At 71.7% G+C, this 25,242-nt stretch carries 24 protein-coding genes; 13 read left to right on the top strand and 11 right to left on the bottom strand.

From position 1 onward, the window contains the following. Window positions 1-41 precede the first annotated feature (41 nt). The 3 genes from OHB44_RS15060 to OHB44_RS15050 all read right to left on the bottom strand — a co-directional run bounded on the left by OHB44_RS15060 (window position 42) and on the right by OHB44_RS15050 (window position 3,575). Window positions 42-1,382, bottom strand: a complete 1,341-nt coding sequence (locus OHB44_RS15060; RefSeq protein ID WP_330441047.1) for an MFS transporter — start codon at window positions 1,380-1,382, stop codon at window positions 42-44. A 248-nt stretch (window positions 1,383-1,630) separates the two neighbouring features. Then, on the bottom strand, window positions 1,631-2,743 hold the full coding sequence (locus OHB44_RS15055; RefSeq protein WP_330441046.1) for a mechanosensitive ion channel family protein: 1,113 nt from the start codon (window positions 2,741-2,743) through the stop codon (window positions 1,631-1,633). A gap of 361 nt (window positions 2,744-3,104) precedes the next feature. Further along, complete coding sequence (locus tag OHB44_RS15050; RefSeq protein ID WP_238682731.1) at window positions 3,105-3,575, bottom strand: DIP1984 family protein; 471 nt, start codon at window positions 3,573-3,575, stop codon at window positions 3,105-3,107. A 207-nt stretch (window positions 3,576-3,782) separates the two neighbouring features. Here OHB44_RS15050 and OHB44_RS15045 point away from each other — a divergent pair, with 207 nt between their 5' ends. From OHB44_RS15045 to OHB44_RS15030, 4 genes are all read left to right on the top strand, one after another. Further along, a complete protein-coding gene (locus OHB44_RS15045; RefSeq protein ID WP_238682730.1) occupies window positions 3,783-4,892 on the top strand; it encodes a peptidoglycan recognition protein family protein in 1,110 nt (369 codons plus the stop codon). An 88-nt stretch (window positions 4,893-4,980) separates the two neighbouring features. After that, window positions 4,981-6,555 (top strand): FMN-binding glutamate synthase family protein, encoded by a 1,575-nt coding sequence (locus OHB44_RS15040; RefSeq protein WP_238682729.1) that lies wholly within the window; start codon window positions 4,981-4,983, stop codon window positions 6,553-6,555. Window positions 6,556-6,781: 226 nt separating this feature from the next. Then, the gene (locus tag OHB44_RS15035; RefSeq protein WP_330441045.1) at window positions 6,782-7,306 is read left to right on the top strand and encodes a GNAT family N-acetyltransferase; all 525 of its coding nucleotides are present in this window, start codon (window positions 6,782-6,784) and stop codon (window positions 7,304-7,306) included. Continuing rightward, window positions 7,303-7,899, top strand: coding sequence for a GNAT family N-acetyltransferase (locus tag OHB44_RS15030; protein WP_330441044.1), 597 nt, complete (start codon window positions 7,303-7,305; stop codon window positions 7,897-7,899). The genes OHB44_RS15035 and OHB44_RS15030 overlap by 4 nt, the downstream gene beginning before the upstream one ends. On the opposite strand, the gene OHB44_RS15025 is transcribed toward OHB44_RS15030, so the two are convergent. Further along, a complete protein-coding gene (locus tag OHB44_RS15025; RefSeq protein ID WP_266302750.1) occupies window positions 7,791-8,798 on the bottom strand; it encodes a helix-turn-helix transcriptional regulator in 1,008 nt (335 codons plus the stop codon). The two genes, OHB44_RS15030 and OHB44_RS15025, sit on opposite strands and share 109 nt — an antisense overlap. Window positions 8,799-8,829: 31 nt before the next feature. On the opposite strand from OHB44_RS15025, the gene OHB44_RS15020 reads away from it, so the two are divergent. The 3 genes from OHB44_RS15020 to OHB44_RS15010 all read left to right on the top strand — a co-directional run bounded on the left by OHB44_RS15020 (window position 8,830) and on the right by OHB44_RS15010 (window position 11,032). After that, window positions 8,830-9,300, top strand: a complete 471-nt coding sequence (locus tag OHB44_RS15020) for a VOC family protein (protein WP_238682725.1) — start codon at window positions 8,830-8,832, stop codon at window positions 9,298-9,300. Between the two features lie 56 nt (window positions 9,301-9,356). Further along, window positions 9,357-10,544 (top strand): DNA polymerase IV, encoded by a 1,188-nt coding sequence (gene dinB, locus OHB44_RS15015; protein ID WP_330441043.1) that lies wholly within the window; start codon window positions 9,357-9,359, stop codon window positions 10,542-10,544. Between the two features lie 122 nt (window positions 10,545-10,666). Next, entirely contained in the window at window positions 10,667-11,032 is a 366-nt protein-coding gene (locus OHB44_RS15010) for a hypothetical protein (protein WP_330441042.1), read from the top strand. A 69-nt stretch (window positions 11,033-11,101) separates the two neighbouring features. Here OHB44_RS15010 and OHB44_RS15005 read toward each other — a convergent pair whose 3' ends face one another. Further along, window positions 11,102-11,764 carry a ThuA domain-containing protein gene (locus OHB44_RS15005; RefSeq protein ID WP_330441041.1) on the bottom strand — a complete coding sequence of 221 codons (663 nt, stop codon included), beginning with the start codon at window positions 11,762-11,764 and terminating at the stop codon, window positions 11,102-11,104. 65 nt (window positions 11,765-11,829) lie between these two features. On the opposite strand from OHB44_RS15005, the gene OHB44_RS15000 reads away from it, so the two are divergent. Beyond that, a complete protein-coding gene (locus OHB44_RS15000; RefSeq protein ID WP_266302754.1) occupies window positions 11,830-12,165 on the top strand; it encodes an ArsR/SmtB family transcription factor in 336 nt (111 codons plus the stop codon). Further along, window positions 12,162-12,854: a nitroreductase family protein gene (locus OHB44_RS14995; protein ID WP_330441040.1), complete on the top strand. Its 693-nt coding sequence runs from the start codon at window positions 12,162-12,164 to the stop codon at window positions 12,852-12,854. Before OHB44_RS15000 ends, OHB44_RS14995 begins: the two co-directional genes overlap by 4 nt. A 59-nt stretch (window positions 12,855-12,913) precedes the next feature. On the opposite strand, the gene htpG is transcribed toward OHB44_RS14995, so the two are convergent. Further along, window positions 12,914-14,842, bottom strand: a complete 1,929-nt coding sequence (gene htpG, locus OHB44_RS14990; RefSeq protein WP_330441039.1) for a molecular chaperone HtpG — start codon at window positions 14,840-14,842, stop codon at window positions 12,914-12,916. Between the two features lie 149 nt (window positions 14,843-14,991). Here htpG and OHB44_RS14985 point away from each other — a divergent pair, with 149 nt between their 5' ends. Then, window positions 14,992-15,690, top strand: a complete 699-nt coding sequence (locus OHB44_RS14985; RefSeq protein ID WP_238682718.1) for an SDR family oxidoreductase — start codon at window positions 14,992-14,994, stop codon at window positions 15,688-15,690. A gap of 78 nt (window positions 15,691-15,768) precedes the next feature. Here OHB44_RS14985 and OHB44_RS14980 read toward each other — a convergent pair whose 3' ends face one another. Continuing rightward, the gene (locus OHB44_RS14980; RefSeq protein ID WP_330441038.1) at window positions 15,769-17,220 is read right to left on the bottom strand and encodes a M28 family peptidase; all 1,452 of its coding nucleotides are present in this window, start codon (window positions 17,218-17,220) and stop codon (window positions 15,769-15,771) included. A gap of 202 nt (window positions 17,221-17,422) precedes the next feature. On the opposite strand from OHB44_RS14980, the gene OHB44_RS14975 reads away from it, so the two are divergent. Beyond that, on the top strand, window positions 17,423-20,197 hold the full coding sequence (locus tag OHB44_RS14975) for an ATP-binding protein (protein ID WP_330441037.1): 2,775 nt from the start codon (window positions 17,423-17,425) through the stop codon (window positions 20,195-20,197). A 14-nt stretch (window positions 20,198-20,211) separates the two neighbouring features. On the opposite strand, the gene OHB44_RS14970 is transcribed toward OHB44_RS14975, so the two are convergent. Together OHB44_RS14970 and OHB44_RS14965 are read right to left on the bottom strand one after the other, a co-directional pair. Further along, window positions 20,212-20,970: a hypothetical protein gene (locus tag OHB44_RS14970; protein WP_330441036.1), complete on the bottom strand. Its 759-nt coding sequence runs from the start codon at window positions 20,968-20,970 to the stop codon at window positions 20,212-20,214. Continuing rightward, entirely contained in the window at window positions 20,967-21,467 is a 501-nt protein-coding gene (locus OHB44_RS14965; RefSeq protein WP_266302761.1) for a SigE family RNA polymerase sigma factor, read from the bottom strand. Before OHB44_RS14965 ends, OHB44_RS14970 begins: the two co-directional genes overlap by 4 nt. Window positions 21,468-21,644: 177 nt before the next feature. Here OHB44_RS14965 and OHB44_RS14960 point away from each other — a divergent pair, with 177 nt between their 5' ends. Beyond that, window positions 21,645-22,436, top strand: a complete 792-nt coding sequence (locus OHB44_RS14960) for a DUF3152 domain-containing protein (RefSeq protein WP_266302762.1) — start codon at window positions 21,645-21,647, stop codon at window positions 22,434-22,436. Between the two features lie 13 nt (window positions 22,437-22,449). Here the strand turns inward: OHB44_RS14960 and OHB44_RS14955 are convergent, their stop codons facing one another. Together OHB44_RS14955 and OHB44_RS14950 are read right to left on the bottom strand one after the other, a co-directional pair. Next, window positions 22,450-23,097: a hypothetical protein gene (locus OHB44_RS14955; protein ID WP_266302763.1), complete on the bottom strand. Its 648-nt coding sequence runs from the start codon at window positions 23,095-23,097 to the stop codon at window positions 22,450-22,452. A 126-nt stretch (window positions 23,098-23,223) separates the two neighbouring features. Beyond that, window positions 23,224-24,369 carry a snapalysin family zinc-dependent metalloprotease gene (locus OHB44_RS14950; RefSeq protein WP_442932696.1) on the bottom strand — a complete coding sequence of 382 codons (1,146 nt, stop codon included), beginning with the start codon at window positions 24,367-24,369 and terminating at the stop codon, window positions 23,224-23,226. 275 nt (window positions 24,370-24,644) lie between these two features. On the opposite strand from OHB44_RS14950, the gene OHB44_RS14945 reads away from it, so the two are divergent. Continuing rightward, complete coding sequence (locus tag OHB44_RS14945; protein ID WP_330441035.1) at window positions 24,645-25,208, top strand: AMIN-like domain-containing (lipo)protein; 564 nt, start codon at window positions 24,645-24,647, stop codon at window positions 25,206-25,208. The last annotated feature ends 34 nt before the right edge of the window (window positions 25,209-25,242 follow it).

The following is a 25,242-nucleotide window of genomic DNA, read 5'->3' as shown; positions in this document are numbered from 1 at the left end:
CGGCCCGGCGGCGGCCTCCTCGGACCGCCGCCGGGCCGCGGTCAGTCCGCCCCGCCCGGCACGGCCGCTGCCACGCCGGTGGGCACGGCCGTCCGGCGCCGGCGGTGGGTCAGTAGCACCAGCGCCACCACGAGGTACGCCCCGGCGGTCAGCGCGAACGCCACCGCGTTGCCGGCCGTCGTGGCGAGCAGACCGTAGCCGGCGTACGTCACGATGATCAGCACGTCGGTGGCCATCCCGGCCAGGGAGGTGACGGTGGCGCGGCTGGTGCCGGTGATCCGGGCCTGGAGCCGCGCGTCGGCCAGCACGGTGGCCAACTGCGCGGCGCCGAAGGCCACCGCGAGCAGCACGAACCCCGCCGGGTGCCGGAGCAGGGCGCCTCCGGCCAGCGCGACGCCGACCAGCCCCAGCAGTGCGGCGTACCCTCGGCTGCCCATCCGCTCCCCCGCCGGGGCGAGCAGCCCGCCGACTGTCACTCCGGCCCAGAGCAGCAGGAGCAGCAGGGGTACGGCCTGCGCCCCGACGCCGGTGTCCAGGGCCAGCAGCGGGGTGTACTCGTCCAGGGCACCCCAGTCGGCGGCGACCACGGCCACCAGCAGCACGGCGGCCCGTACCGGCGGACGGGTGCGGACCTGCGACACCCCGGCCCGCAGCGTGTCCCACCACCCCAGGTCACCATCGTCGTCCGGGCTCGCGGGCAGGGCGGTGTCCGGCTCGTCCGGCCCCGGTGGTGCGGCGCCCACCGGCCGGGCGGCCATCGCCGGCTCGGCGACCGGGGCGGCTGCGGCGCCCGGCGCGCGGTGTTCCGGGAAGCGGGTGGCGACGATCGTGGCGAGCACGCAGGCGAGCACGCTGGCCGCGCCGACCAGCGGGTACCCGCCGACGGCGAGCACCGGGCCGGCGAGCACTCCGGAGACCACCACGCCCAGCACACCCGCTGTCCGCGCCCGCCCGAGCACCCGGGCGTACCGCCCGACCGCGGCGAGCCGGTCCAACTCGGTCCAGACCAACGCCTCCAACGCACCGGAGACCAGTGCGCCACCAGCGCCCCAGAGCAGGAAACCGACAGCGAACGCCGGGTACGACGGCAGCAGCACCCAGAGCGCGAAACCGGCGGCGGCCACCAGCGGGGCGAGGCACAGCAGCAGCCGGCGGGACACCACGTCGGCCCAGGCGCCGGAGGGCACCTCGAACAGGATGCCGGCGGCGGACCAGATGACGAAGAGCGACGCGATCTGCCCCACCGACAGCCCGGTGTCGGCGAAGAACACCACGTACAGCGGGTAGAGCAGGACGAGGTCACTGAGGAACGCGTACCCGTAGAGGGTCGCCGTCAGCCGACGGACCGCCGGCTCGGGCACGCGCGGAGCGATGAGGATCATGGGGCCTTCCCGTGGGAGTGGAGACGGACACCGGACGTGCGGTGCCCGTGGTGGCCCACGGGATCGGCCGACGCTGCTGGATCAATGTCGCCAGGTCATGCCCGCGATGCTAGACAACCCGCGCGGCCCCGGCCAGCGCTTTCGGCGTGCCGAGCAGCGCGAACCGTGCCAGGTGAGCGAGGCGGGGGCGGACAACGAGAGGCGGGGCGGGATCAGATCGATCCCGCCCCGCCGCCGTACCGCTGGTGTCAGCGCCGGTCGACCGGCGGGATGACAGTGGTGGTCTCACTGTCGTCGCTGGTGCGCTGCCCGGGCACCGCGTGATCGGTGCCGCCCGTGACCACCTGGGTGGCGTCGGGGTCGACGTTGGTGCCCACCACCTGCGTGACGTCCGAGTCGGCCGAGCCGCTGACCACCTGAGTCGTGTCGTCGGTCGCGGACGGTCGGGCCGGCGTCGGCGTCACGTCGTCGAGGGCACCGCGATTGACGGCCTGGGTGGCATCGGAGCTGACCGGGAAGTGGACGACCTGGGTGGCCTCCGGGTCGGTGGGCCGGGTCACCACCTGGGTGGCGTCGGCGTCGGCGGGTCGGGTCACCACCTGGGTGGCCTCCGCGCCGCTGGTGGTGGCCGACCGACGGGCCAACTCGGCCTCGGCGTCGCGGCGACCGGCGCGGTACGCCTGGGCGTGCTCGGCGATCAGCTGCGACTCCTGCTCGGCGCGGGTCAGCCACGACTCCCAGCGGCTCTGCATCGGACGGATCAGACCGCCACCGACACCGACGACGAGGACGCCGCCGATCGTGGCCAGCACGGCGATCAGCACCGGAGTGGTGACCGCGGTGGCCACACCGATCTGGTTCAGTGCCGCGATGACACCGAGACCGAGGATGAACACCGAGGCGATGGTGGCCAGCACCCGGCCGTACGACAGGCCACCGAGCGCGCCGCTGATGATGTCCTTGACCGCGTTGGCGATGGCTGCGGCGACCACGACGATGACGATCGCGACGAAGGCGCGGGGCAGCCACGCGATCACCGCGCCGAGCAGGTCGGAGATCGGGTTCGGCCCCCAGATGCCGAAGGCGAGCTGAAGGGTGAACAGCAGCACCGCGTAGTAGACGAGCTTCGCGACGATGTCACTGGCGTCGTACCGGGAGCGGCTCAACGCGCGGCGGATGCCGCCGCGTTCGACGGCGCGGTCGAAACCCACCCGTTCGAGGACCTTCTCCACGATCTTCAGTACGGCCTTGGCGATCAGCCATCCGGCCACCAGGATCGCCAGGAAGGCGACGGCCTTGGGCAGGAAGAGCATCACCGAGCGGAGAGCGTCGCCCACCGCGTCGCTGACGTTGTCACTCATCTGGTCATTCCTTAAGTGGGGCAGCCGGAACGGTCAGCCCCGGACCTACCCCCGACCCGACGCGCGGAAACGCCGACCAGGCGGGGTCGCCCCTCACGACCGGAGTGCTGGTGAGCGAACAGCACGCGGCCGCGCGGATGTGGAGTGCCCCGAACCCGCCCTCGCCGTCGAGGATCTGTACGTGGTGATGAGGTGTGCGTGTTGCGGTGTTACCTGTCCTCGGTGCTGGGCTGCACTGTGCTTGGGGAGTCGAACCCCGCGCTGCCCACCGCGCGCCAAGAAGGGTGCCGGGTTTACAGCCCGGACCTGTGTGTACACGCCTCCACAACGGCTACCTGCTCCACATCGCTGCTGGAGTCACTCAGTCCAGCAGGTCAGCCTCCCAGTTGGTGCGCTGGATCCGCACCTCGAGCTCGCGGAGCTGCCCGGCGAGCCCGTCGGCGCGTTCCCGAAGCTCGGCGACCGGCAACGCGGCGAGCATCTTCAGCTCGGAGCGGAGCTGCCGGGCCGGGTGACCACGGCCGCTACCGGCGGCGGCGTCGGCGGCCGCCGTGATGGCCGCGTGCCGCAGTCGCAGGACGTCCCGCCGGGCCAACGCGTCGGTGAGCGTTCCGAGGTCGTCGACCGACACCGTGGCGTTGGTCCGGTTGATGCGCCGGATCAGCGTCTCCAGGTTGTCGAGGACCTGGTCCAGCTCGGCCATGAGCACAGTGGCGTCCTCCGGAGGCAGCTCGCCCTCCTGGTACCGGGCGCTGCCGTTGATCCGGGTCCGCAGCTGCTCGACCCGTCGTGCCGCCTCGGCGCGTTCGGTCAGCGCCTCACCAAGTTTCATCTTCCACCCCCGAGTCAGCGGCCAGGTTAGCGGATCGTTGATCTTTTCGCCGGCTGGTTTTCCGGCTGCCCATTGGGGGTGGGCGCCCTCTAGCGCGCGGGCGAGTCTTGGCAATATTCTCCGGAGTACGTGCGGCCACTGGAGCTACTTTTCATCCCCCCGCCGTCGGCCGCAGGAGGAGATGCAATGCACGTCGACCATTCCGAAGTGGATCGCCGGACGCTGCTGCGGGCCGGTCTCGGCGCCGCCACGGTCGCCGTCGTCGGGAGCGAACTCGCCTTCCCAGGCGCGGCGCAGGCCGCGCCGGGCACCGACCTGGACTGGATCATCAGCTGTGACGAGTGGGCCGCCCGCCCGCCGAAGGACCCGCTGTCGGTGAGCGCCATCGCCACCAACAAGATCATCGTGCACCACATGGCGTTCCCGAACGTCACCGACTACTCCCGCGAGCAGGCGGTCAAGCTGGCCCACGACTGCCAGGACCTGCACATGGACGGCAACGGCTGGTCGGACACCGGCCAGCACTTCACTGTCAGCCGTGGCGGGTACGTGCTGGAGGGTCGCCGGGGCAGCCTGGAGCGCCTCGAAGCCGGCGACCGGCAGATGATCTCGGCGCACTGCCCGGGTGAGAACGGCCGGGCCATCGGCATCGAGAACGAGGGCACCTACGTCACCGAGACGCCACCCGAAGCGTTGACCGACTCGCTGGTCAAGCTCTGCGTCGCGATCTGCCGGCAGTACGGGCTGCACGCGCACGACATCTTTGGCCACTGGGACTTCCGCACCACCGAGTGCCCGGGCGCGGCCTTCTACCGGCAGTTCCCCGAGCTGCGGCGGCGGGTGCACGCCGCCCTGGGCACCAAGCTCGGTGACGTGCCGGCGCGCCGCTGGCCGGACCTGTGGCGTTTCGTCAACTCCCCCTCGGTCCGGGTGGTGCAGCACCTGCTCGCCTACCGGGGCTACCCGGTGACCGTCAGCGGCACGTTCGACGCCGCGACCGTCGCGGCGGTGCAGGACTGGCAGGCCCGCAACGGCATCGCTGTGGACGTGGACGCCACGCTCACCACGCCGACCTGGGAGACCCTCGCTCCGGAGCTGGACCAGCACGCCACCGGAGCGCCGGTCACGGCCGTGCAGGAAATCCTCGCCACCAAGGGGTACGCAGTCACCGTCACCGGGGCGTACGACCACGCCACCCGGAGGGCGGTGCAGGACCTTCAGGCGCTGCACGGTCTGCCCCGCAACGGCAAGCTCAGCACGAGCACGTGGTGCACGATCGTCGGCGGATCGGTCCGCGAGTCGTTCCGGCACCGCTGAGCGCGTGGTGGCGGTGCGGGGCGCACCCGCACCGCCACCAGCCAGCTCACCGGTTTGATCCGCCGCTCGGGCGGAAAGAACCCCGGGCATGACCTGGGCCCGTCGAGCCGTACCCGCTGTCGCCGCCGCCGTCGCGGCCCTCGCCGCGCGGGACCTGATCCAGCGCGACCACGCGCTGCTGCGCAACTTCCCGGTCCTCGGCCGCGCCCGCTACCTGTTGGAGACGATCGGGCCGGAGCTACGGCAGTACATCGTGGCCGGCAACAACGAGGAACGGCCGTTCACCCGCGACCAGCGCCGCTGGGTGTACGCGTCGGCCAAGCAGGAGAACAACTACTTCGGTTTCGGCACTGACAACGACATCGAGTACACCCCCGGGTACCCGATCATCAAGCACCGTACGTTCGGCCGTGCCGTGCCGTCGTCGTCACCGACCGCCGGTCACGACGTGCGGTTGCCCAGCGCGAAGGTGCTCGGCGCCGCACGGGGACGCGCCCGGGCGTTCCGACCGGAGTCAGTCGTCAACATCTCCGGGATGAGCTTCGGCTCGCTCTCCGGCAACGCCATCACCGCGCTCAACAAGGGGGCGGCGCTCGCGGGCTGTCTGCAGAACACCGGCGAGGGTGGCCTGTCGCCGTACCACCGCAACGGCGGTGAGCTGGTCTTCCAACTCGGCACCGCGTACTTCGGCTGCCGCGACGAGCACGGCCGGTTCAGCCTCGACCGGCTGAAGGACCTGGTCGCCGGCGCACCGGTGCGGGCGCTGGAGATCAAGCTGAGCCAGGGCGCCAAGCCGAGCCTCGGTGGGCTGCTGCCCGGGGCGAAGGTGTCCGCCGAGATCGCCGCCACCCGGGGCATCCCGGCCGGTCAGGACTGCGTCAGCCCGTCCCGGCACGCCGAGTTCTCCGACTGCGACAGCCTGCTCGACTGGGTGGAGCTGCTGGCCGCCGAGACAGGACTGCCCGTCGGCATCAAGTCGGCGGTCGGTGACCTGAGCTTCTGGCAGGAGTTGGCCACCCTGATGCGGGACACCGGCCGGGGTGTGGACTTCGTGACGATCGACGGCGGCGAGGGCGGCACCGGCGCCGCACCACTGATCTTCACCGACTCGGTGTCGCTCCCGTTCCAGCAGGGCTTCTCCCGGGTCTACAAGATCTTCGCCGAGCACGGCCTGCACGAACAGGTGGTCTTCGTCGGCGGCGGCAAGCTCGGCCTGCCAGACAACGCCATAGTGGCGTTCGCGCTCGGCTGTGACCTGATCAACGTCGGTCGGGAGGCGATGCTGGCGATCGGCTGCATCCAGGCGCAGAAGTGCCACACCGACACCTGCCCGACCGGCGTCGCCACCCAGAACGCGTGGCTCTCCCGGGGCCTGGACCCGACGTTGAAGTCGGTCCGGGCAGCCAACTACCTGCGGACGCTGCGCCGGGACCTGACCAAGGTCGCCGAGGCCTGCGGCGTCGAACATCCCGGCCTGATCGGCACCGACGCCGTGGAGATCCTGGACGGCCGCACCGGCTCCACCCCACTGCACCAGGTGTACGGCTACCGGCCGGAATGGGGACTGCCCTCACCCGCCGACCAGGCGGAGATCATCCGACTGATGGCCCCGGAGGCACCCCAGGGCGGCAGCGCCCCGCCCTCCGCCACCGCCGTCGGCTGAGATCGCGCCCGCCCAGCCAGCGTGGACAGGGGTCCCAGGCCCGGGGCAGCCTGCATGCCGGCGGCCGGGCCACCGGTCGCTCGGGTCGCAAGCCCCGATCGCGGATCGGCTTGATGACCGTGCGGCATCGTGATGACTCACAGACATCAAGCGTTTTCCCGCCATGTCCGCGAAGCGCCGCGATAAACGCGTGGAGCTGGCGACACGCCGCGTCTATGGTGGCGCGGTGCTGATCAGACGCGAGACACCCGCCGACGTCGACGCCGTTCGGGCGGTGCACTCCGCAGCCTTCGCCAAGGCCGACGGCGGTGACGGCGTGCCGGTCGAGGCGACCCTTGTCGACGCGCTGCGCGCCGACGAGGGCTGGCTGCCCGCGTACTCCCTGGTGGCGACCGATTCGGACGGCCACGTGGTGGGGCACGTGGTGGCCACCCGCGGCCGGGTGGGCGGTGCGCCGGTGGCGTTGGGCCTGGGGCCGCTGGGTGTGTTGCCCAGCTGGCAGCGACGAGGGGTCGGCAGTGCGTTGATGCACGCCGTGCTCGGCGCTGCCGACGCGCGGGACGAACCCCTGGTGGTCCTGCTCGGGCATCCCGACTACTACCCGCGCTTCGGGTTCCGGCCGGCCGTCGAGCTGGGCGTCACCCCGCCGCAGCCGTGGGGGCCGCAGTACTTCATGGCTCGGCCGTCGCACGCGTGGCGCGAGTCGATCCGGGGCGAGTTCCGCTACGCCGGCCCGTTCGACGACCTGTGAACCGACCCGCTATCCGTCGGCGGCGTGCCACCGACCTGGACGGCTGCGTCGCGGCGCTCGCCGAGGTTCACCGGGTCGACGGGTACCCGATGAACTGGCCCACCGACCCGCACCGCTGGCTGCGCGAGCCGCACCCGGCGCGAGCCTGGGTCGCCGTCGACGCCGACGCGGCCGTCGTCGGACACGTCGCGGTACACCGGATCCCCGATCAGGTGGACGGGCCGCCCGGCCGACCGACGGCCGAGGTGGCTCGTCTCTTCGTGGTGCCGAGAGCCCGTGGGTTGGCGCTGGGCAGCGCGCTGCTGGACCGGGCCCGCCAGTGGGCGGACAAACGCGCAACGGACCTGGTGCTGGAGTTGGCCGGCGGTGGCACCGCCGCCGCCGCGCTGTACGAGCGCGCAGGATGGCGCTGTGTCGGCACCAGCACGGCACCATGGACCGCTTCCGACGGCAGCCCGGTGTCGCTGCGCCACTACACCCTGCGTCACCGCGCGCCGGGCTCCGACGTCGCACCGGCCAGCGCCGCGAGGCGACGGGCGAGCCGGCCTGCGGCCTCGCGCAGCTCGGGAGGCTCCAGCACCTCCATTTCGTGATCCAGGCGGGCGAGGTGCGCGGCGAGCCAGTCCAGGTCGTCGCCGCCGACGACCAGCACGCACCATCCGTCGCGGTCGTCCTCGACCCGCCCCACCTGTGGTGGAACCACCTCCCGCAACCGCTCCGGTTGGGCGTGCACCCGCACCCGGGCGAGGTAGCGGTACGGCGCACCGGTCACGGCCCGCTGCACGAAGGCGACCGGATCCGGGTGCTCGCGGGCCGCGAAACGCCAGGTCGTCGCCACCGCCGCCCGCATCCGGTCCAGCCGGAACGTCCGCCAGTCGGCGCGGTCGACGTCCCAGGCCATCAGATACCAGCGGCGGCCGGTCGTGACCATCCGGATCGGCTCGACCGTCCGTTCCCGCTCACCAGCGTCCCGGCCGGGATAGTGGAATCGAACGCGTACCCCGTCCCGACAGGCGCGGGCGAGTGTCACCAGCAGCTCCGCGTCGATCTCGGCGACCGGGCCGATGAGGGTGTCGGTGGAGCCGTGCACCGCCCGCACCTCGGCGCGGAGCCGCGATGGCATCACCTGGTCGAGCTTCGCGAGGGCCCGCAGCGCGGCCTCGCTCGCCCCGGCGACAGTGCCCCCGGAGGCGAGCCGCAGAGACACCGCCGTGGCGATTGCCTCCTCGTCGTCGAGGAGCAGCGGCGGCAGCCGGGTGCCGGCACCGAGTTGGTAGCCGCCGCCGACGCCCGACACCGCGTGCACCGGGTAGCCGAGTGTCCGCAGACGCTGCACGTCGCGGCGCACGCAGCGGCCGGTGACCCCCAGCTCGGCGGCGAGTTCGGCGGCCGTCCAGGACAGACGTCGTTGCAGCAGCGCCAGCAGGCGCAGCACCCGCTCGGTCGTCGCCTCGACGGTCACCAGTCGATCGTTGCACTGATAGCGGAACATCCCTGTCCGCTATCAGCGAGAGGCTGGGATCATGACCGACCAGAACAGGAAGCAGGGATCCGCCGTGACCCGCGACGTCCAGATCACGTTCGACTGCGCCGACCCGGCGGGGTTGGCCACGTTCTGGGCCGAGGCGCTCGGCTATCAGGTGCAGGCCCCACCCGGGAACTTCGAGTCCTGGGACCAGGCGTTGGAGGCGATGGGTGTCCCGCCGGAGAACCGCAACGACGCGTCGGCGGTGGTCGACCCCGAGGGCTCGCGACCACGGCTGTTCTTCCAGCGGGTGCCGGAGCACAAGCAGGTGAAGAACCGCGTCCATCTCGACGTACGCGCGGCCCCCGGGCTGGAGGGTGACGAACGGATGGCGGCCCTGGAGGCGGAGGCCGAGCGGCTCGCCTCACATGGCGCCAGGCGGCTCAGTCGGCACGAGCCCACTCCCCCGTTGGGCGCCGGTCATCTCATCATGGCCGACCCCGAGGGCAACGAGTTCTGCCTCGACTGACCGGCGTTCGCGCAGCTCAGCGCCGCACTGGCCGGGCGTCATGCGAACATGTGTACGTGTCGTCCGGCGCCAGCATCCTGCACGCCGACCTGGACGCGTTCTACGCGTCGGTCGAGCAGCGCGACGACCCGCGCCTGCGTGGGCGGCCGGTGATCGTCGGTGGCGGCGTGGTGCTGGCGGCCAGCTACGAGGCGAAGGCGCGGGGCGTCCGCAGCGCGATGGGCGGCCAGCAGGCGCGAAGGCTCTGCCCGGACGCGATCGTCGTGCCGCCGCGGATGTCGGCGTACACGGCGGCGAGCCGCGCGGTCTTCGAGATCTTCCGGCAGACCACACCGCTGGTCGAGGGGCTCTCCATCGACGAGGCGTTCCTCGACGTGGGTGGGCTGCGGCGGCTGGTCGGACCACCGGCCGAGATCGCCGAACGACTGCGCCGGGAGGTCCGCGAGCGGGTCCACCTGCCGATCACGGTGGGGGTGGCCCGCACGAAGTTCCTGGCCAAGGTGGCCAGCGGCGTGGCGAAACCGGACGGCCTGCTGGTGGTCGCACCGGACGCCGAGCTGGCGTTCCTGCACCCGCTGCCTGTGGAACGGCTCTGGGGCGTCGGCCCGGTCACGGCCGCCAAGCTGCGCGAACGCCGGATCCGTACCGTCGGGGAGGTGGCCCGCCTCGGTGAGGCGGCGCTGGTGTCGCTGCTCGGGGCGGGTGCCGGCCGGCACCTGCACGGGCTGGCGCACAACCACGACCCCCGGGCGGTGCAGGTGGGGCGGCGGCGCGGTTCGATGGGCGCGCAACACGCGCTGAGTCGCGGCCCGCACGCCTCGACGGAGTTGGACGCCATCCTCGCTGGCCTGGTCGACCGGGTCAGCCGGCGGATGCGGGCGGCCGGGCGGTCCGGCCGCACAGTGGTGTTGCGGCTGCGCTTCGGCGACTACACCCGGGCGACCCGCTCGCACACGGTGGGTAAGGCGACGGCGGACACGACGCCACTGCTCGTCGCCGCGCGTGCGCTCCTACGCGCGGCACTGCCCGAGATCGATCGCCGTGGAGTCACACTGATCGGTGTCTCAGTGGGCAACCTCGGCGACAACCCGGTCCAGCCTGAGCTGCCGTTCCAGCCGGACCCTGGGTCCGATCTGGACGCTGCGGTCGACGCGGTCCGCGACCGGTTCGGATCAGCGGCGCTCACTCGGGCGGTATTGCTCGGCCGGGAGCCGAGAGTGGAGATGCCACTTCTGCCGGACTGACCGATAAGCGTGCGCTGTCCACGGCCGAGTTGCGATCAGAGACACATCACAGCAGGTCGGCGGTTTAGCCGGCGGCTGACGGGTGACCCTTGGGGGGTACAGCCTGACGAGGGGGGCCCACCATGTCCGACGACACCAGCAACCGACCGAGTCGCACCGCCGAGCGTCCGCACGACGTGACCGACCCGCTGCTGTGGCAGTTGGCGATCGACGTGCTGAGCGCCCACGAGCCGGACGACGAGGGCCGGTGCCGCAACCTCCAGTGCGCCGGGCAGTCCTGGCCGTGCGCGGCCCGCACCGGCGCCGAGCACTCACTGCGGCTGGCCCGCAGCACCCCCGCCTCGGTCGAGGTGACCATCGACGGGACCGACAGCGACGACGCCGACACGGATGGGCGTCAGGGCGCGGCGGTACCGGCTCCCCGCTGGGGCTGGAACGCCGGCCCGGTGGCGTCGCACCGAGGGTCGAAGGCCGCCTCCGCGGCGTGACGGGCCACCAACCCCTGCACTGATCCGCACCACGTAGGCGAGCGCTCGGTCGGTTGTCCGGCCGAGCGTTCAGCTGTCGTGGCGGAGCCAGGTGACGATGCGGCGCAGCAGCTCCTGATGCCCCGGCGACTCGTACGACCGGACGTCGTGGCCGAGTGCGTCGTAGACGATCCGGCTGCTCCCGACGGTGCGCGCCCAGACCAGCGGGTGGGTGTCGCCGCCCTCGTCGTGGACGTAGAGGGGCTCGATGTCCAGGCCGTCGACCAGCTCCAACTCGGTGTAGCGCTCGTCGTGAACCTCGAAGTCCCCGAGCCCGGCGCTGATCGGGTGTTCCACACCGCTGCGCCGGATGAGACTCGGGCCGATCGGCGGGTGGAAGGTCCGGCCGTGGGCCCAGACGGCGCCGACGGTGGAGCGCCAGCTTGCCAGCTGGGGAAACGCGATCGTGGCGCTGTGCACGGCGAGCAGGCCGCCGCCACGGGCCAGGAAGTCGTCGAGGACGCGGGCGAAGTTCTCGTCCTCGGGGATCGGGGTTGTGCGGTCCGCGCTCGCGTTCACCACCAGCAGGCGCGCGCCGCCGAGCGCGACCTCGAGCTGGTCGACGGCTGTCACGATCGCTACCGAACCCTCGTCGCCGATCAGCCGGGCCAGCGCGGCGCTGGTTTCGGCCAGCGGGTGCCAGGGGTCGGCGTGCGGGCCCTCCCCGCTGAAGATCACGGTGTCGACAGACATGCCGGTGCTCCGTTCATCATTTGGATTATTTTCGAAATCACGAAATGAAAGCTAGCATGGCGTCCATGAGAGCCCTGCATCATCCCGATCTCACCTCGGTCGACCTGGCCACCCTGCTCGGCGCCCTGGCCGACCCGGTGCGCCTCAGCGTCGTACGGCAGTTGGCACAGGCCGGCGGTGTCGTCTGCGGCCAATTCGACGCGCTGTCCGACGTCAGCATGTCCACGCTCTCGCATCACCTGAAGGTCCTGCGGGCCGCCGGCGTCCTCCGTGTCACACCGAACGGCAGTTTCCGTCGCCACGAATTGCGGGCCGACGAGATCAACCACCGGTTTCCGGGAATCCTTTCCGCGATCCTCGCCAACCTTGACCTGCCGGAGCGAGTGGGAGTGCCCGCATGACCGAGGCCACATCAGGCGGAAAGAACCCGCCGAGCACGCTGGGTCTGTCCGCCGACGAGGTCCTGAGCACGACCCGCGCCGTCCGCAAACGTCTCGACCTGAGGCGTTCGGTCCCCCGCGACGTGATCGAGGACTGTGTGCGCATCGCGCTCCAGGCGCCCAGTGGCCGCAACAGGCAGCGCTGGGACTTCATCTTCGTCGAGGACCGCGAGACCCGGGCGGCCGTCGCGCGACTGTGGCGACGCGGCCTGATGGCGCCGCCACCGGCGTCGGGCGGCACCGGGCCGGCTTTCAGCCGGATGGACTTCGCCTCCGAGCAGTGGGGTCGGATCGCCGGCAGTCTGGCGCACCTGGCGGACCACCTGCACGAGGTCCCGTTGCTGCTCATCCCCTGTCTACGCGTCGAGTCACGCGCCGAACTGGACAGCGTGCGCGGGCAGGCGGGAGCCTGGGGTTCGGTGATCCCGGCGTTCTGGAGCTTCATGCTGGCCGCCCGGGAACGCGGGCTCGGCACCGCCTGGACCACCAGCCATCTCAGCTACGAGCGGGAGATGGCCGAACTGCTCGGCATCCCTTACGACACCGTCGTGCAGGTCGCCCTCACCCCGGTCGCGTACACCCTCGGCACCGACTTCAAGCCCGGTCCGCGGGCCGACGCGGACGCGTTCGCCCACTGGAACCGCTGGTAGCGGCCCGCCGGCTGCGGGCTTCCCGGTGATCCGGGAACCCCGCAGCCGAAGGGGTACGCCTACAGGGTGCGCGCCAGCCGGTCGGCGAGCGTCCGGGTGAAGCGGGCCGGGTCGGGCAGCTCACCGCCCTCGGCGAGCACCGCCAGGCCGTAGAGCAGCTCGGCGGTCTCGGTCAGGGCGGCGGTGTCGCTGCCCTGCTCGTGGGCCTTGCGCAGCCCGGACACCAGCGGGTGACCGGGGTTGATCTCCAGGATCCGCTTGGTGGTGGGGATCTCGTGCCCCATCGCCCGGTACATCTTCTCCAGGGTCGGGGTGAGGTCGTGGGCGTCGCCGACGACGCAGGCCGGTGAGGTGGTCAGCCGCGACGACAGGCGGACCTCCCGGACGCTGTCCGTGAGGGTGGTGCCCAGCCAGTCGAGCAGCCCGGCGAACTCCTGTCGCTGCTGCTCGCGCTCGGCCTCGGCCTGCTGCTTCTCCTCGTCGGTGTCCAGGTCGATCTCGCCCTTGGCGATCGAGCGCAGTGGCCGACCGTCGTACGTGCCGACCCGCTCGACCCACACCTCGTCGACCTGGTCGGTGAGCAGCAGCACCTCGTGCCCCTTGGCCCGGAACGCCTCCAGGTGCGGAGAGTTCTCGATCGCGGCCCGGGACTCGCCGGTGGCGTACCAGATGTCGTTCTGGCCGTCCTTCATCCGCGACACGTAGCCGGCCAGGTCGGTGGGCTCGGCCGGGTCGTTGGTCGTGGCCACCGACAGGATGTCCAGCAGGGTGTCGCGGTTGTCGGTGTCGTCGATCAGCCCTTCCTTGACCACGGCGCCGAACTCGGTCCAGAAGGTGCGGTAGCGCTCGGCGTGGTTGGCCTTGAGGTCCTTGACCGTGGCGAGGACCTTCTTGACCAGGCGGCGGCGGACGATCTGGATCTGCCGGTCCTGCTGCAGGATCTCCCGGGAGATGTTCAGCGACAGGTCGTGCGCGTCGACCACGCCCTTGACGAAGCGCAGGTAGGTCGGGACCAGCGCTTCGCAGTCGTCCATGATGAAGACGCGCTTGACGTAGAGCTGGACGCCTCGGCGGCCCTGCGGGGAGAACAGGTCCAGTGGGGCGTGGCTGGGCAGGAAGAGCAGCGCCTCGTACTCGAAGGTGCCCTCGCCCTTCATGTGCACGACCTCGAGCGGGTCGGCCCAGTCGTGGCTGACGTGCTTGTAGAACTCGTTGTACTCGGCGGCGTCGACCTCGTCGCGGGGCCGCGCCCAGAGTGCCTTCATCGAGTTGAGGGTCTGCACCTCGCGGGTGGCGGGCTCACCGTCGGCTCCGGGGCGTTCGACGCTCATCCGGATCGGCCAGGCGATGAAGTCGGAGTAGCGCTTGACGATCTCGCGGACGGTCCACTCGGCGGTGTAGTCGTGCAGGTTGTCCTCGGTGTCGGCCGGCTTGAGGTGCAGCGTCACTGTGGTGCCCTGCGGCGCCTCGTCGACCGTCTCGATCGAGTAGGTGCCCTCGCCGGTGGACTCCCAGCGGGTGCCGCCGGTCTCGCCGGCCTTGCGGGTCAGCAGGGTGACCCGGTCGGCGACCATGAACGCGGCGTAGAAGCCGACGCCGAACTGGCCGATGAGGTCCTGCTTGGCGTGGGCGTCGGCGGACTCGCGCAGTTGGCGCAGCAGCTCGGCGGTGCCCGACTTGGCGATTGTGCCGATCAGCTGGACGACCTCGTCGCGGGTCATCCCGATGCCGTTGTCGCGCACGGTGAGGGTGCGGGCGTCGCTGTCGATCTCCAGGGCGACGTGCAGGTCGTCGGTGTCGGCGACGAGTTCCTTGTCGACGAGGGTGGCCAGCCGGAGCTTGTCCAGTGCGTCGGACGCGTTCGAGATGAGTTCCCGCAGGAAGACGTCCTTGTTCGAGTAGATCGAGTGGACCACCAACTGGAGGAGCTGACGCGCCTCGGCCTGGAATTCCAACGTTTCGGCCTGGTTGCTCACACCGTCTCCCATCTCGGCTCGTGCGAAGGTTCGCGGAAAGGATACGAGTCGTCACCGGTCGGGGTGTGGGCGCGTCCGGGTCGTATTCCCGATCCGAGCGGCCGACCCCGTGACATAGCTGACTTTGCTCAACAGAAGTCAGGTCGGATAGCGTGACGGCCATGAAGATCGCTGGAAGCACCGCCCTCGTCACCGGCGCCAACCGTGGCCTCGGCCGGCACCTTGCCGCCGAACTCCTCGCCCGGGGCGCCACCGTCTACGCCGGCGCCCGCAACCCCGACAGCGTCGACCTACCCGGCGTGACGCCGGTCCGCCTCGACATCACCGACCCGGCCTCGGTGGCCGCCGCCGCCGAGCTGGCCGGCGGCGTGAACCTGCTGATCAACAACGCGGGCATCGACACCCGGACCGACCTGCTCGACGGCGACCTGGACCTCGTCCGGCTGGAGTTGGAGACCCACTACATCGGCACCCTGTCGACGATCCGGGCGTTCGCGCCGGTCATCGCCGGCAACGGCGGCGGAACGATCCTCAACGTGCTCTCGGTCCTGTCCTGGTTCGGCTCCCCGACCCACGCGGCCTACAGCGCCGCCAAGTCCGCCGAGTGGGCGATGACCAACGTGCTGCGCGTCCAACTGGCCGACCGGGGCGTCCGGGTCGCCGGCCTGCACGTCGGATACCTGGACACCGACATGGCCGCTGACATCATCGGCCCGAAGTCCGACCCGGCGGCAATCGCCCGCATCGGTGTGGACGGCGTCGAGGCCGACGCGTACGAGATCGTCGCCGACGACCTCAGCCGCCAGGTGCAGGCCGGACTGGCCGGCGGCGTCGCCGCGCTCTACCCGCAGCTCCCCTGACCCACCACGCGACGGGTGACCCACCACGCGACGGGCCGCCACCGGAGAAACCGGTGGCGGCCCTTCTCGGGTACGCGGTCAGCTCGCCTGCAACGTCACGTCATCGATCACGAAGGTGGTCTGCAACGACGAGTCCTCGGTGCCGGTGAACCGCAGCGTCACCGTCTGCCCGGCGAACGCGGCGACGTTGAGGCTGCGCTGCACGTAACCGGTCGCGGCGTTGAGGTTCGAGTACGTCGCCAGGGTGGCCGAACCCGCCTGCACCGTGAGCCGGTCGTACGCCGTGGAGCTGGTGGTCTCGGCGGTGTCGATGTGCAGCCAGAACGACAGCGTGTACGTGGCGCAGCCGGCCGGCAGTGTCACCGACTGCGACAGGCTCTCGGTGCGGGTGCTGCCGAACCCGTTGAGCCACGCCTTGTACGACCCGGTCCGGGCCGGCTGGCCGCTGGCGTTGGTGATCACGCCCGAGGACGCGGTCCACGGCGTGCTGCCGCTCTCGAAGCCACCGTTTCCGACCACCTGACCGCCGGTGCACGTCGGGGTGCCGCCGCCCACGGCGAGCTGCCACAGCGCGTACGCGACACCGTCGGCCGCCCGGTTCAGCACTGTGGCGCTGACGTTGGCGGTGGTGTCGCAGGACCGGTGGTAGCACGGGTCGTACGCGGAGTTGGCGGTACCGCCCCACTTGGCGGCCTGGGCGCTGGTCTTGCGGGCGCTGGCGCCGGCGGCGTAGCCCGAGGTGGGGATGCCGGCCTGCTGGAAGTAGTAGTCGTCGGAGCGACCCTGGCCCTCGACGTTCTCCTCCGGCTGCAGGCCCAACGAGTCCCAGTACGCCTTCAGTGGCGCGGCCGTGGTCGAGCTGACCCGGTTGATGAAGTAGCCGCCGTTGGTCGAGCCGACCATGTCGAAGTTGTAGTAACCCTTGATGTAGCCGCGCTGGGTGGCGCTGAGCGAGTTGACGTAGAACCGGGAGCCGTTGAGCCCCTGCTCCTCGTCGGTCCACCAGGCGAACCGCACCCGTTTGGTCACCGTCGGGTTCTGCGCGGCCAGGACCAGCGCGTTCTCCAGCAGGGTCGACGAGCCGGTGGCGTTGTCGTTGATGCCCGGACCGGCCGCGACGCCGTCGAGGTGCGCGCCGAACATGACCACCTGGTCGGCCGGGCCGCCGGGCCACTCGGCGATGAGGTTGTTCGAGGGGTACCGGCAGCTGGAGCAGTACTGCTCGCTGACGGTGTAGCCGGCCGACTGGAGCCTGGTCTTGACGTAGTTGAGCGAGGCGGTGTAGCCGGCCGAGCCGGCCCGTCGGTTGCCACCGTTGCTGGTGGCGATGGCGTTGAACTGGGTCAGGTGCGCCTGGACGTTGGTGATGGAGATGTCCGGCGCGGCCAACGCGGCGGCGGACGCGGCGATCGGCCGGGTCACCGTCGTGGCGGTCGGAGGTGACGCGGTCGCCGTTTGGGCGGCCAACGGCACCGTCATCCCGGCGAACACGGCGAGCGCGATTCCCGCGCTCAGCGTTCTGCCTCTCATGGGGGCTCCTCGGGGTTGGAGAGATACCCGAGACACTTACAGATATCTATTTCCTGAGCATCGGTCGTTCGTCCCGAACCGCCGCCGGTTCGACGGTGGGTACCGGCGTCGGCACAGGTGAGTAGAGGTGTCAGGATGGGTAGGTAACGCGGCAGGGGTCGTCGGGCCCGGAACGGGGGCTTGCGATGGGGTCGGATCGAGCGTGACACGACCCAGCACTGACCTGTTCCTCGGCGGCGAGACCGGGCGGTTGATGGCACAGCTGGACTGGGCCGGCACCCCGCTGGGCCCGGTCGACGCTTGGCCGCAGAGTCTGCGCGCCGCCGTCCGGGTGGTGCTCTCCTCCCGCTATCCCATGCTGCTGCTCTGGGGCGAGAGCTACTCGCAGCTCTACAACGACGCGTACTCAGCGCTGATCGGCGACAAGCACCCCGCCGCGCTCGGCGACGACGTACGAGTGACGCTGGCCGAGGGCTGGCACGTGCTCGCCCCGCTGATCGAAAAGGCCATGGCGACCGGGGTGGCCAGCTGGGTCCCCGCCCTGCAACTGCTGCTGGAACGGTCCGGCTATCGCGAGGAGGCGTACTTCAGCGTCTCGCACGCCCCCGCCCGCGACGACGACGGCCGCACCGTCGGCGTACTGACCGTGTGCAGCGAGGTCACCCAGCAGGTGGTCGGTGAACGCCGGCTCCGTCTCCTGCGCGACCTGTCCGTGCTCGGCGACGGGCGCACCGTCGACGTGGACGCCACCGGCGCTCGGCTGATCGACGTGATCGACGGCCACCCCTTGGACGTGCCGTTCGCCGCCATCTACCTGCGCGACGGCACGGCGCTGCGCCGGGTCGCCTGCACCGGCAGCGACCAGGGGCACGCCCAGGCCCTGCCGGACGCCGTCGAGCTGACCGACCCGGGCCCGCCCGCGTACGCCTGGGGGCTGGCGGACGCCGCCGAGGGCCGGGCAACCCAGGTGACCGACGTCACCGACCGGCTGCCGCTGCCCGCCGGCCCGTGGAACGACCCGGTCCGCACCGCGCTGGCGCTGCCGCTGCCCTCCGCCGACGAGGACCAGCCGCTCGGCGTCCTGCTCGCCGGGGTCAGCCCCAGCCGAGGGCTCGACGAGGCGTACCGCTCCTTCCACCAGCTGCTCGCCCAGCAGATCTCCGTGGCGGTGCGCAACGCCCAGGAGTACGAGGAGGAGCGGCGCCGGGTCGAGGCGATGGCGGAACTGGACCGGGTCAAGACCGACTTCTTCGCCAACGTCAGCCACGAGTTCCGTACCCCGTTGACCCTCATCCTCGGTCCGCTGACCGACGCCCTCACCGACGCCACCGCGCCGTTGGCGGCGGTGCAGCGGGAGCGGGTGGAGACTGGCTGGCGTAACGCCACCCGACTGTTGACGCTTGTCAACAGCCTGCTCACCTTCTCCAGCCTGGAGGCCGGGCGGGCGCGCAGCGACGCCCGGGTGGTGGACCTGGCCGCGCTGACCGCCGAGCTCGCCGGGGTGTTCCGGGCCGCCGTCGAGCGGGCCGGGCTGACCCTCGAGGTGAGCTGCCCACCGCTGCCCCGGCCGGTCGCTGTCGACCCGGTCAACTGGGAACGCATCGTCACGAACCTGCTCTCCAACGCGCTGAAGTACACGTTCATCGGCCGCATCCGGGTCACCCTCGACGCCGATGACGAGGAGGTGCGCCTCACCGTCGCGGACACCGGCATCGGCATCGCGGAACGGGACCTGCCGAAACTCTTCGAACGCTTCCACCGGGTGCGAGGCGCCCGCTCGCGCAGTCACGAGGGCACTGGCATCGGCCTGGCCCTGGTGCACGAGTTGGCCCGGCTGGAGGGCGGCGACGTGCGGGTGACCAGCCAGGTGGGCGTCGGCAGCAGGTTCACCGTGACGCTGCCCTGGTCGGCGGCGCACCGCACCGCGGTCACCGGGCCGGCGGTGGACGGGCGGGGTGACGCGGCCCGCGCCGCCGTCGAGGAGGCGATGGGCTGGCTCACCGAACCGGACGACGCGCTGACCGAGCCCGATCCCGCGTGCGGGGCGGCCACTGACGAGCTGACCGGCGCCCGGATCCTGCTCGCCGACGACAACGCCGACATGCGGGCGTACCTCACCCGGCTGCTCACCGGTCAGGGCTGGCGGGTGCGGGCCGTCACCGACGGCCGGCAGGCCCTCGACGAGATCCACAGTGATCTGCCCGACCTGGTCCTGACCGACGTGATGATGCCGGTGCTGGACGGCTTCGACCTGGTGCGCCGACTACGCGCCGACCCGACGACCCGGACGCTGCCGGTGCTGGTGCTCTCCGCCCGTGCCGGCGGGGAGGCCAGCGTGGAGGGCCTGAGCCTGGGCGCCGACGACTACCTGGTCAAACCGTTCGCCGCGGCCGAGTTGATCGCCCGGATCCGGGCCAGCATCCGCCGAGCCCGCGACCGCGCCCCTGCCGTTGCCGTCGTCGGCGACCCGGCGACTGTCGCTGCCGCAGCTCCCCCGGCGCGAACCGCCCCGACCGGCCCCGTCGCGCCGACCCCGGCGGTCGAAACCGTCCGCGACGCGTCAGTGGTGGTGGAGGCGCCGCCCGAGCCGGACGGGCTGGGCGACCTCCTGGACGTCGAGTGGACGTACCCGTCCGTGCCCACCTCCGCCGCCGCGATGCGTCGCGACGTCCGGGGTGCGTTGGGCGAGCTGGACGTCGACCCGGACGTGCTGGAAGATCTCCTGCTCGCCGCCTCCGAGGCCGTCAACAACGCCGTCGAGCACGCGCAGCGACCCAGCCGTCCGGAGGTACGGGTGCGCGTCCAGGTGGGTGGCGGACTGATCCGGATCTCGGTACGGGACTTCGGCACCTGGCGGGACCGCCGGCCGGCGATGGACCGGGGACGCGGAGCGCTGCTGATGAACGCCTACGGTGACGTGCGGCTGGTCTCCACCGCCGAGGGGACGACGGTGACCATCGAGCGTCGACTGGCCTGAGTGCCGGCGGCGCGTCAGAGTCGGCGGCCGCTGGCGTCGCGGGCGATGATGCCGTCCAGCCGCTCGCCCGGAGTGAGCCGCGCCGGGTCGAACCAGAAGATCAGCACCTGCTTGTCGCCACTCCATGGCGCCACTCGGGCGTCGACCTGCCGACCGTCGACGGTGCCGACGATCCGCTTGGCGGGGCCGACGAAGTAGCCGAAGGTGGGCACCGGCGCGGCGAAGCCCTCGTCGTAGCCGATCTGATGGAACCCGGCGCTGCGGTCGCTGCCGTAGACGTCGTTGACCAGGATGTCGGTGCTCAACGAGCCGTCCGGAGCCTGGCGACCGGCGGCCAGTCCGATGGACACCTTGGGCTCACCGGGCACTGACACCGCGACGACGTAGTAGACCCGACGCTCGGCGCCGTGCCGCACCCCGCTGTCCACGATCTGGCCCAGGGGCTTCGGTGGCGGCTCGTCGCGGCCCACAGTCGGCGGCGGCGTGGAGCCCAGCGACTTCTCCGCCCACGGCGAGACACCGACCGGCGGTGGAGCGACGGCGACCGGCGGCGGGTGCTCGGTCGGCGCCGGATCGCCCGACCCGGACACGCCGACCGCCACCACGACGACCGCCGCGGCCAGGCCGGTCGCGAGAGTCGCCGCCCCGGCTCCGGCGACGCGTCGACGGGTCCGCAACCGACGTCCCTCGCGCATCACGGAGTCCAGATCGAGCACGGCGTCGGAACGCTCGGTCGCCCGCATCGCGTGGCGGAGCCGATCCAGCTCGCTCATCGGTGCGCCCTCTCGTCGGCCGCGCGGGGCGCGGCGGTGCGCAGCTTCTCCAGAGCTCGCGAGCTGGTGCTCTTGACCGTGCCGACGGATACGGAGAGTTCCCGGGCCACCTGCGCCTCCGGCAGGTCGAAGTAGTAGCGCAGGACGACGATGGCGCGCTCCCGGGGGCTGAGCGCACCGAGGATGCTGATCAACCAGCGCCGGGTGGCCACGTCGTCGGCCACGTCGCCACGCCGCTGCTCCGGCACCTCGTCGGTCGGGTACTCCCGCATCGGCCGTCGCCACCCGTCGACCAGATGGTTGACCAGCGTGCGGCGGGCGTACCCGTAGGCGTCGTCGTCGTGGATCCGCGACCACGACGCGTAGGTGCGCACGAGCGCGGTCTGCGCGGCGTCCTCGGCCTGGTGGTGGTCACCGGTCATCAGGTACGCGGCGTGCACCAGTCGCGCGGACGCTGCGCGCGCGAACTCGACGAAATCGGCGTCACCCCGCGCCACCGCGAACCCTCCCCGTGCCACAGAGCTAGAGACGGGCGAGGCCGGCAAAAGGTTGAGCCCTGGGTCACATCAACTTTTCGGCACTGTCGCCCGTCTTCTCCTCCGCGCCGCCGCCGAGCGACGCGCGAGGGGAGAGACATGTCGACGAAGGTTACCCGCCGCTGGGGTACCGCCTCGATGGCGTCATTCTTGGTGGTGGCGCTGCTCACCGGGTGCGGCCTGCCCGCCGCCGGGCAACCCGCCACCGACCCGGTCGTCGCCGGGCCGCCGCCCAGCGATGCGGCGACACCTACCGGTCGGCCGACCGGAGCCACCGAGGTCCGAACCAGTTCCGCACCGGTCATCGCGGTCAGCTATCCCGCCACCGGTGGTAACCGCTGGTCGGTGGCGCCCGGCGAGACGACCCCCGGGCGCGCGACGGCCGGCCGGTTGCTGCGCTACCGGGTCGCCGTGGAGCGCGACATCCGGGGCCTGCCGGCGACTGACATCGCCACGGCGATCACCGCGACGTTGAACGACCCACGCGGGTGGATGGCGGGTGGAGCGTGGCGGCTGCGCCGGGTCGGTGCCGGCGAACCGACCGACTTCACCATCTACCTGGCGACCCCCGGCACCCGCGACACCCTCTGCCAGGACGTGCCGGACGCCTACACCTCCTGCCGCAACGGTGGCCGGGTGGTGCTCAACGTGGCGCGCTGGGTCAAGGGGGTGCCGGGTTACGGCGCGACAGTGGAGTCCTACCGGCAGTACATGGTCAACCACGAGGTGGGGCACAAACTCGGACACGGCCACGAGCGGTGCCCCGGGCGGGGTCGGCCGGCGCCGGTGATGCAGCAGCAGACGCTGGGCCTGCACGGCTGCACCGCGAACGCCTGGCCGTACCCGAAGGGCAAGGCCCGCTACAGCGGGCCGGTCGGGGCGTACGACGACGCGATCCCCAGGCGTGAGGGCGCCTACTCGGCATCGTGAGGACAGCGTTCCCTCAGGTACGCCGACGGCGCTCCTGGTCGAGTCGCTCATCCTGGCGGCCCATCTCGTAGATGGCGTTGAGGCTGGTCGGCAACCGGCTGACGTTCTCCGGCACCGGGCCGGGATCCGGTGCCGGGCCGGCGCCTGGTGCGGGGTCGAGGTCGGGTGTGGCGGCGGGGACCGCGGCCCGACGGCGCACGAGCAGCAGCGCCAGCACCGCGAGGACGGCCACGACCAGCAGGTACGACGCGGGCGGCCAGGCATTCCGGGTGGGGCTGGCGAGGACCGGCGGTGCGGTGGGTGCGGGGGCGTCGCCGTCGCGCCCGGGCACTGCGGCCTCACGGGTGGCGGTGCCCTCGCCAGTGGTGCGGCGATCGGGGGCGGTGGGTGCGGGGCGGCCCCCGGTCGAGCCGGCGGGCACCGGGATCGCTGTGGCCTCCGCTGGGCTGGGCTGACCGGCGGCCGGCGGCCGACTCGGCGTGGCCGCCCCGGTGGGGGTGGCGCTCGGCGGCGGAGCGGTGCTAGGCGTGTCACCGTTGAGCAGGTCGTCGACGATCTGGCCGACGCCGCCGATGATGTCGCCGAGCGGATCCGGGGTGGCCGACGGGGACGGCGCTGGCGCGAGGGCGAGGGTCAGCGCGAGGACGACGACGGTAGGCATGACGCCACCTCCGATGTGCCGGATATGCCACGCACCGTATCGCATCGTGGGATGGCGTGGGTGGCACCGGCACACCGGGGCGGGGGCGCGTGTGGTGCTCGCCCCCGCCCGCGATGTCGCTGATGGTCAGACCGGCAGGCCACCCACCTGAGTGGAGATCCACGATCGGATCGACGGCAGGTCGACGTAGATGGACGGGCCGGTGGCACAGGTGGAGTTGTTGTTGCCGGCCCGACTCGTGGCGCCGATCAGGTTCCACACTCCGTTGACCCGGCGCACCTGCGGACCACCCGAGTCGCCGTAGCAGGCGCCGGAGTTGCCGTTGGTGTTGTTGGTGCAGATCTCGTACGGGCCGTTGATGCCGGAGCACCGGCTGTCGGCCACGATGGACGTGTCGAGCTCGTTGGCCACGGCCGGAGCCGAACCGCAGCCCCGCGGGGCGCAGGTCTGACCCCAGCCGATGATCCGGGTGGCGGTGCCGACCGCGCCGGAGGTGCTCGGGATCGGGGCCGGCGCATACGTGACCGAGCTGGCCAGTTGCAGCAGCTTGACGTCGACGCTCGGGTGGTTGACCGCCCGGGTCACCCGCACCACGGTCCCGCCGCTGGAACGGTTGATGCTGCCCACCCGCACCGAGGACGGCGTCGAACAGTGCTTGGCGGTGACCGCCCAGTTGCCCTTGATCAGCGTGCCCGTGCAGCCGGAGACGTACACCATGAAGGGGTAGTTCTCCGTGGCCGGCCGGCCGCCGACCACCAGCGGGCTGATGTCGGAGTCGCCATTCCAGGTGTACGTCGTGCTGGCCGGCGCGGCCAGGGAGCCGGCGAACAGCGAGTTCACCCGGCTCGCCTCGGCGGCGCTGGGGTTCGCGTTGCGGCAGGAGACCGGTGCGCTGCTGCCGGACATCAGATCGGAGCAGAGGCCGGTGCGCCGGTCCGGCAGACCCAGGATGTGGCCGACTTCGTGGGTGGCGATGCGGGTGCGGTCGTAGCCCTGGTTGACGGCCGTGCGGCCCATCCAGATCCGGCCCGAGCCGAGGCCGGTCGGCTGCGCGCGGGGCCAGCCTTCGTCGACGTAGATGGTGATGCTGGCCGGGGTACCGGCCAGGAGTCGGACGTTGCTGACCCGGCTGTTCCAGATCTGCGCCGCCTGGTCGAAGTTGGTGCGGAACTCGCCGGTCCGGCTCGCGTCGTAGTAGACGGTCCGGACGGCGGCGGCCGGCGTACCGGTGGCAAGCTGTATCCCGGCCGCCGCCAGGATCGCCACCAGCATGGCCAGCGCCGCGCGTCTCAGTTGTCCTCGGAACATCGGGTACTCCCTGCGGTCGTCCGGCGACCGTCGCCACCGGTCCATCGATACATGCCGATATTAATGTGACGGCGGCCGATGTTCGGCATAGCGGAAGCGTCATACCGGCGACGTGCAGGCTGTTACCCAGCGGTTACGTCGCGGCGAAGCTCCCGTGCCGGGGCAGGACGACGGTGACGGCAGAGGGTCACCGGCAGCGCCGCCGCGACGTGACCCCCATACCGAACGGAGAAACCACAATGAGGATCAGGAGCGCACTGACCGCGTTGGCGGTCGTCCTCGCCGGGCTGGTCGCCAGCGCCGGCAGCAGCACCGCCGCGGGCACCACGACGGGAGCGGCGTACTGCGGGATCACCTGGGGCAGCGCGGAGAAGGCGGCCGGCACACTGAGCGACGCACCGCTGATGGGCGTGCGGACCGGCCGGGACGACTGCTACGACCGGGTCGTGTTCGAGTTCAACGGTCCGGTCGACGGTTACGCGATCGGCTACGGCGAGACGTGGACCGAGGGCGAAGGGCTGGCACTGTCGCCGTACACCGCCGGCGGGGCGCTGCTGCGGGTCTCCCTGCGGGCCCCGGCGTACGACGACGACCACCTGGGCACCGTGCCCTACGCGGTCGGCGAGCACGCGGCGAACTTGCTGCGCTACCCGACGCTGCGCGACGTGGTGTTCGGCGGCAGCTTCGAGGGCTACAGCACCTTCGCCGTCGGCGTACGGGCGCGCTTGCCGTTCCGGGTGCTCGTGCTCGCCGGTCCCGGCACCCACAGCCGGGTGGTGCTCGACGTCGCCCACCAGTGGTGACCCGGGCGGGAACTCGACCGTCACCGCTCGCCAG

The organism is Micromonospora sp. NBC_00821 (assembly GCF_036347035.1).
GTDB classification, from domain to species: Bacteria; Actinomycetota; Actinomycetes; order Mycobacteriales; family Micromonosporaceae; genus Micromonospora; species Micromonospora hortensis.
Note: the sequence above shows the minus strand (reverse complement) of the source record. Positions and strands in the feature narration are given on the sequence as shown.

Bases quoted from the DNA above. Each gene is read 5' to 3' on its own strand.
- OHB44_RS15060 (WP_330441047.1), bottom strand. From the start codon at position 1,382: ATGATCCTCATCGCTCCGCGCGTGCCCGAGCCGGCGGTCCGTCGGCTG.
- OHB44_RS15055 (WP_330441046.1), bottom strand. From the start codon at position 2,743: ATGAGTGACAACGTCAGCGACGCGGTGGGCGACGCTCTCCGCTCGGTG.
- OHB44_RS15050 (WP_238682731.1), bottom strand. From the start codon at position 3,575: ATGAAACTTGGTGAGGCGCTGACCGAACGCGCCGAGGCGGCACGACGG.
- OHB44_RS15040 (WP_238682729.1), top strand. From the start codon at position 4,981: ATGACCTGGGCCCGTCGAGCCGTACCCGCTGTCGCCGCCGCCGTCGCG.
- OHB44_RS15025 (WP_266302750.1), bottom strand. From the start codon at position 8,798: ATGTTCCGCTATCAGTGCAACGATCGACTGGTGACCGTCGAGGCGACG.
- OHB44_RS15020 (WP_238682725.1), top strand. From the start codon at position 8,830: ATGACCGACCAGAACAGGAAGCAGGGATCCGCCGTGACCCGCGACGTC.
- OHB44_RS15010 (WP_330441042.1), top strand. From the start codon at position 10,667: ATGTCCGACGACACCAGCAACCGACCGAGTCGCACCGCCGAGCGTCCG.
- OHB44_RS15005 (WP_330441041.1), bottom strand. From the start codon at position 11,764: ATGTCTGTCGACACCGTGATCTTCAGCGGGGAGGGCCCGCACGCCGAC.
- OHB44_RS15000 (WP_266302754.1), top strand. From the start codon at position 11,830: ATGAGAGCCCTGCATCATCCCGATCTCACCTCGGTCGACCTGGCCACC.
- OHB44_RS14995 (WP_330441040.1), top strand. From the start codon at position 12,162: ATGACCGAGGCCACATCAGGCGGAAAGAACCCGCCGAGCACGCTGGGT.
- htpG (WP_330441039.1), bottom strand. From the start codon at position 14,842: ATGGGAGACGGTGTGAGCAACCAGGCCGAAACGTTGGAATTCCAGGCC.
- OHB44_RS14985 (WP_238682718.1), top strand. From the start codon at position 14,992: ATGAAGATCGCTGGAAGCACCGCCCTCGTCACCGGCGCCAACCGTGGC.
- OHB44_RS14980 (WP_330441038.1), bottom strand. From the start codon at position 17,220: ATGAGAGGCAGAACGCTGAGCGCGGGAATCGCGCTCGCCGTGTTCGCC.
- OHB44_RS14970 (WP_330441036.1), bottom strand. From the start codon at position 20,970: ATGAGCGAGCTGGATCGGCTCCGCCACGCGATGCGGGCGACCGAGCGT.
- OHB44_RS14960 (WP_266302762.1), top strand. From the start codon at position 21,645: ATGGCGTCATTCTTGGTGGTGGCGCTGCTCACCGGGTGCGGCCTGCCC.
- OHB44_RS14955 (WP_266302763.1), bottom strand. From the start codon at position 23,097: ATGCCTACCGTCGTCGTCCTCGCGCTGACCCTCGCCCTCGCGCCAGCG.
- OHB44_RS14950 (WP_442932696.1), bottom strand. From the start codon at position 24,369: ATGCTGGTGGCGATCCTGGCGGCGGCCGGGATACAGCTTGCCACCGGT.
- OHB44_RS14945 (WP_330441035.1), top strand. From the start codon at position 24,645: ATGAGGATCAGGAGCGCACTGACCGCGTTGGCGGTCGTCCTCGCCGGG.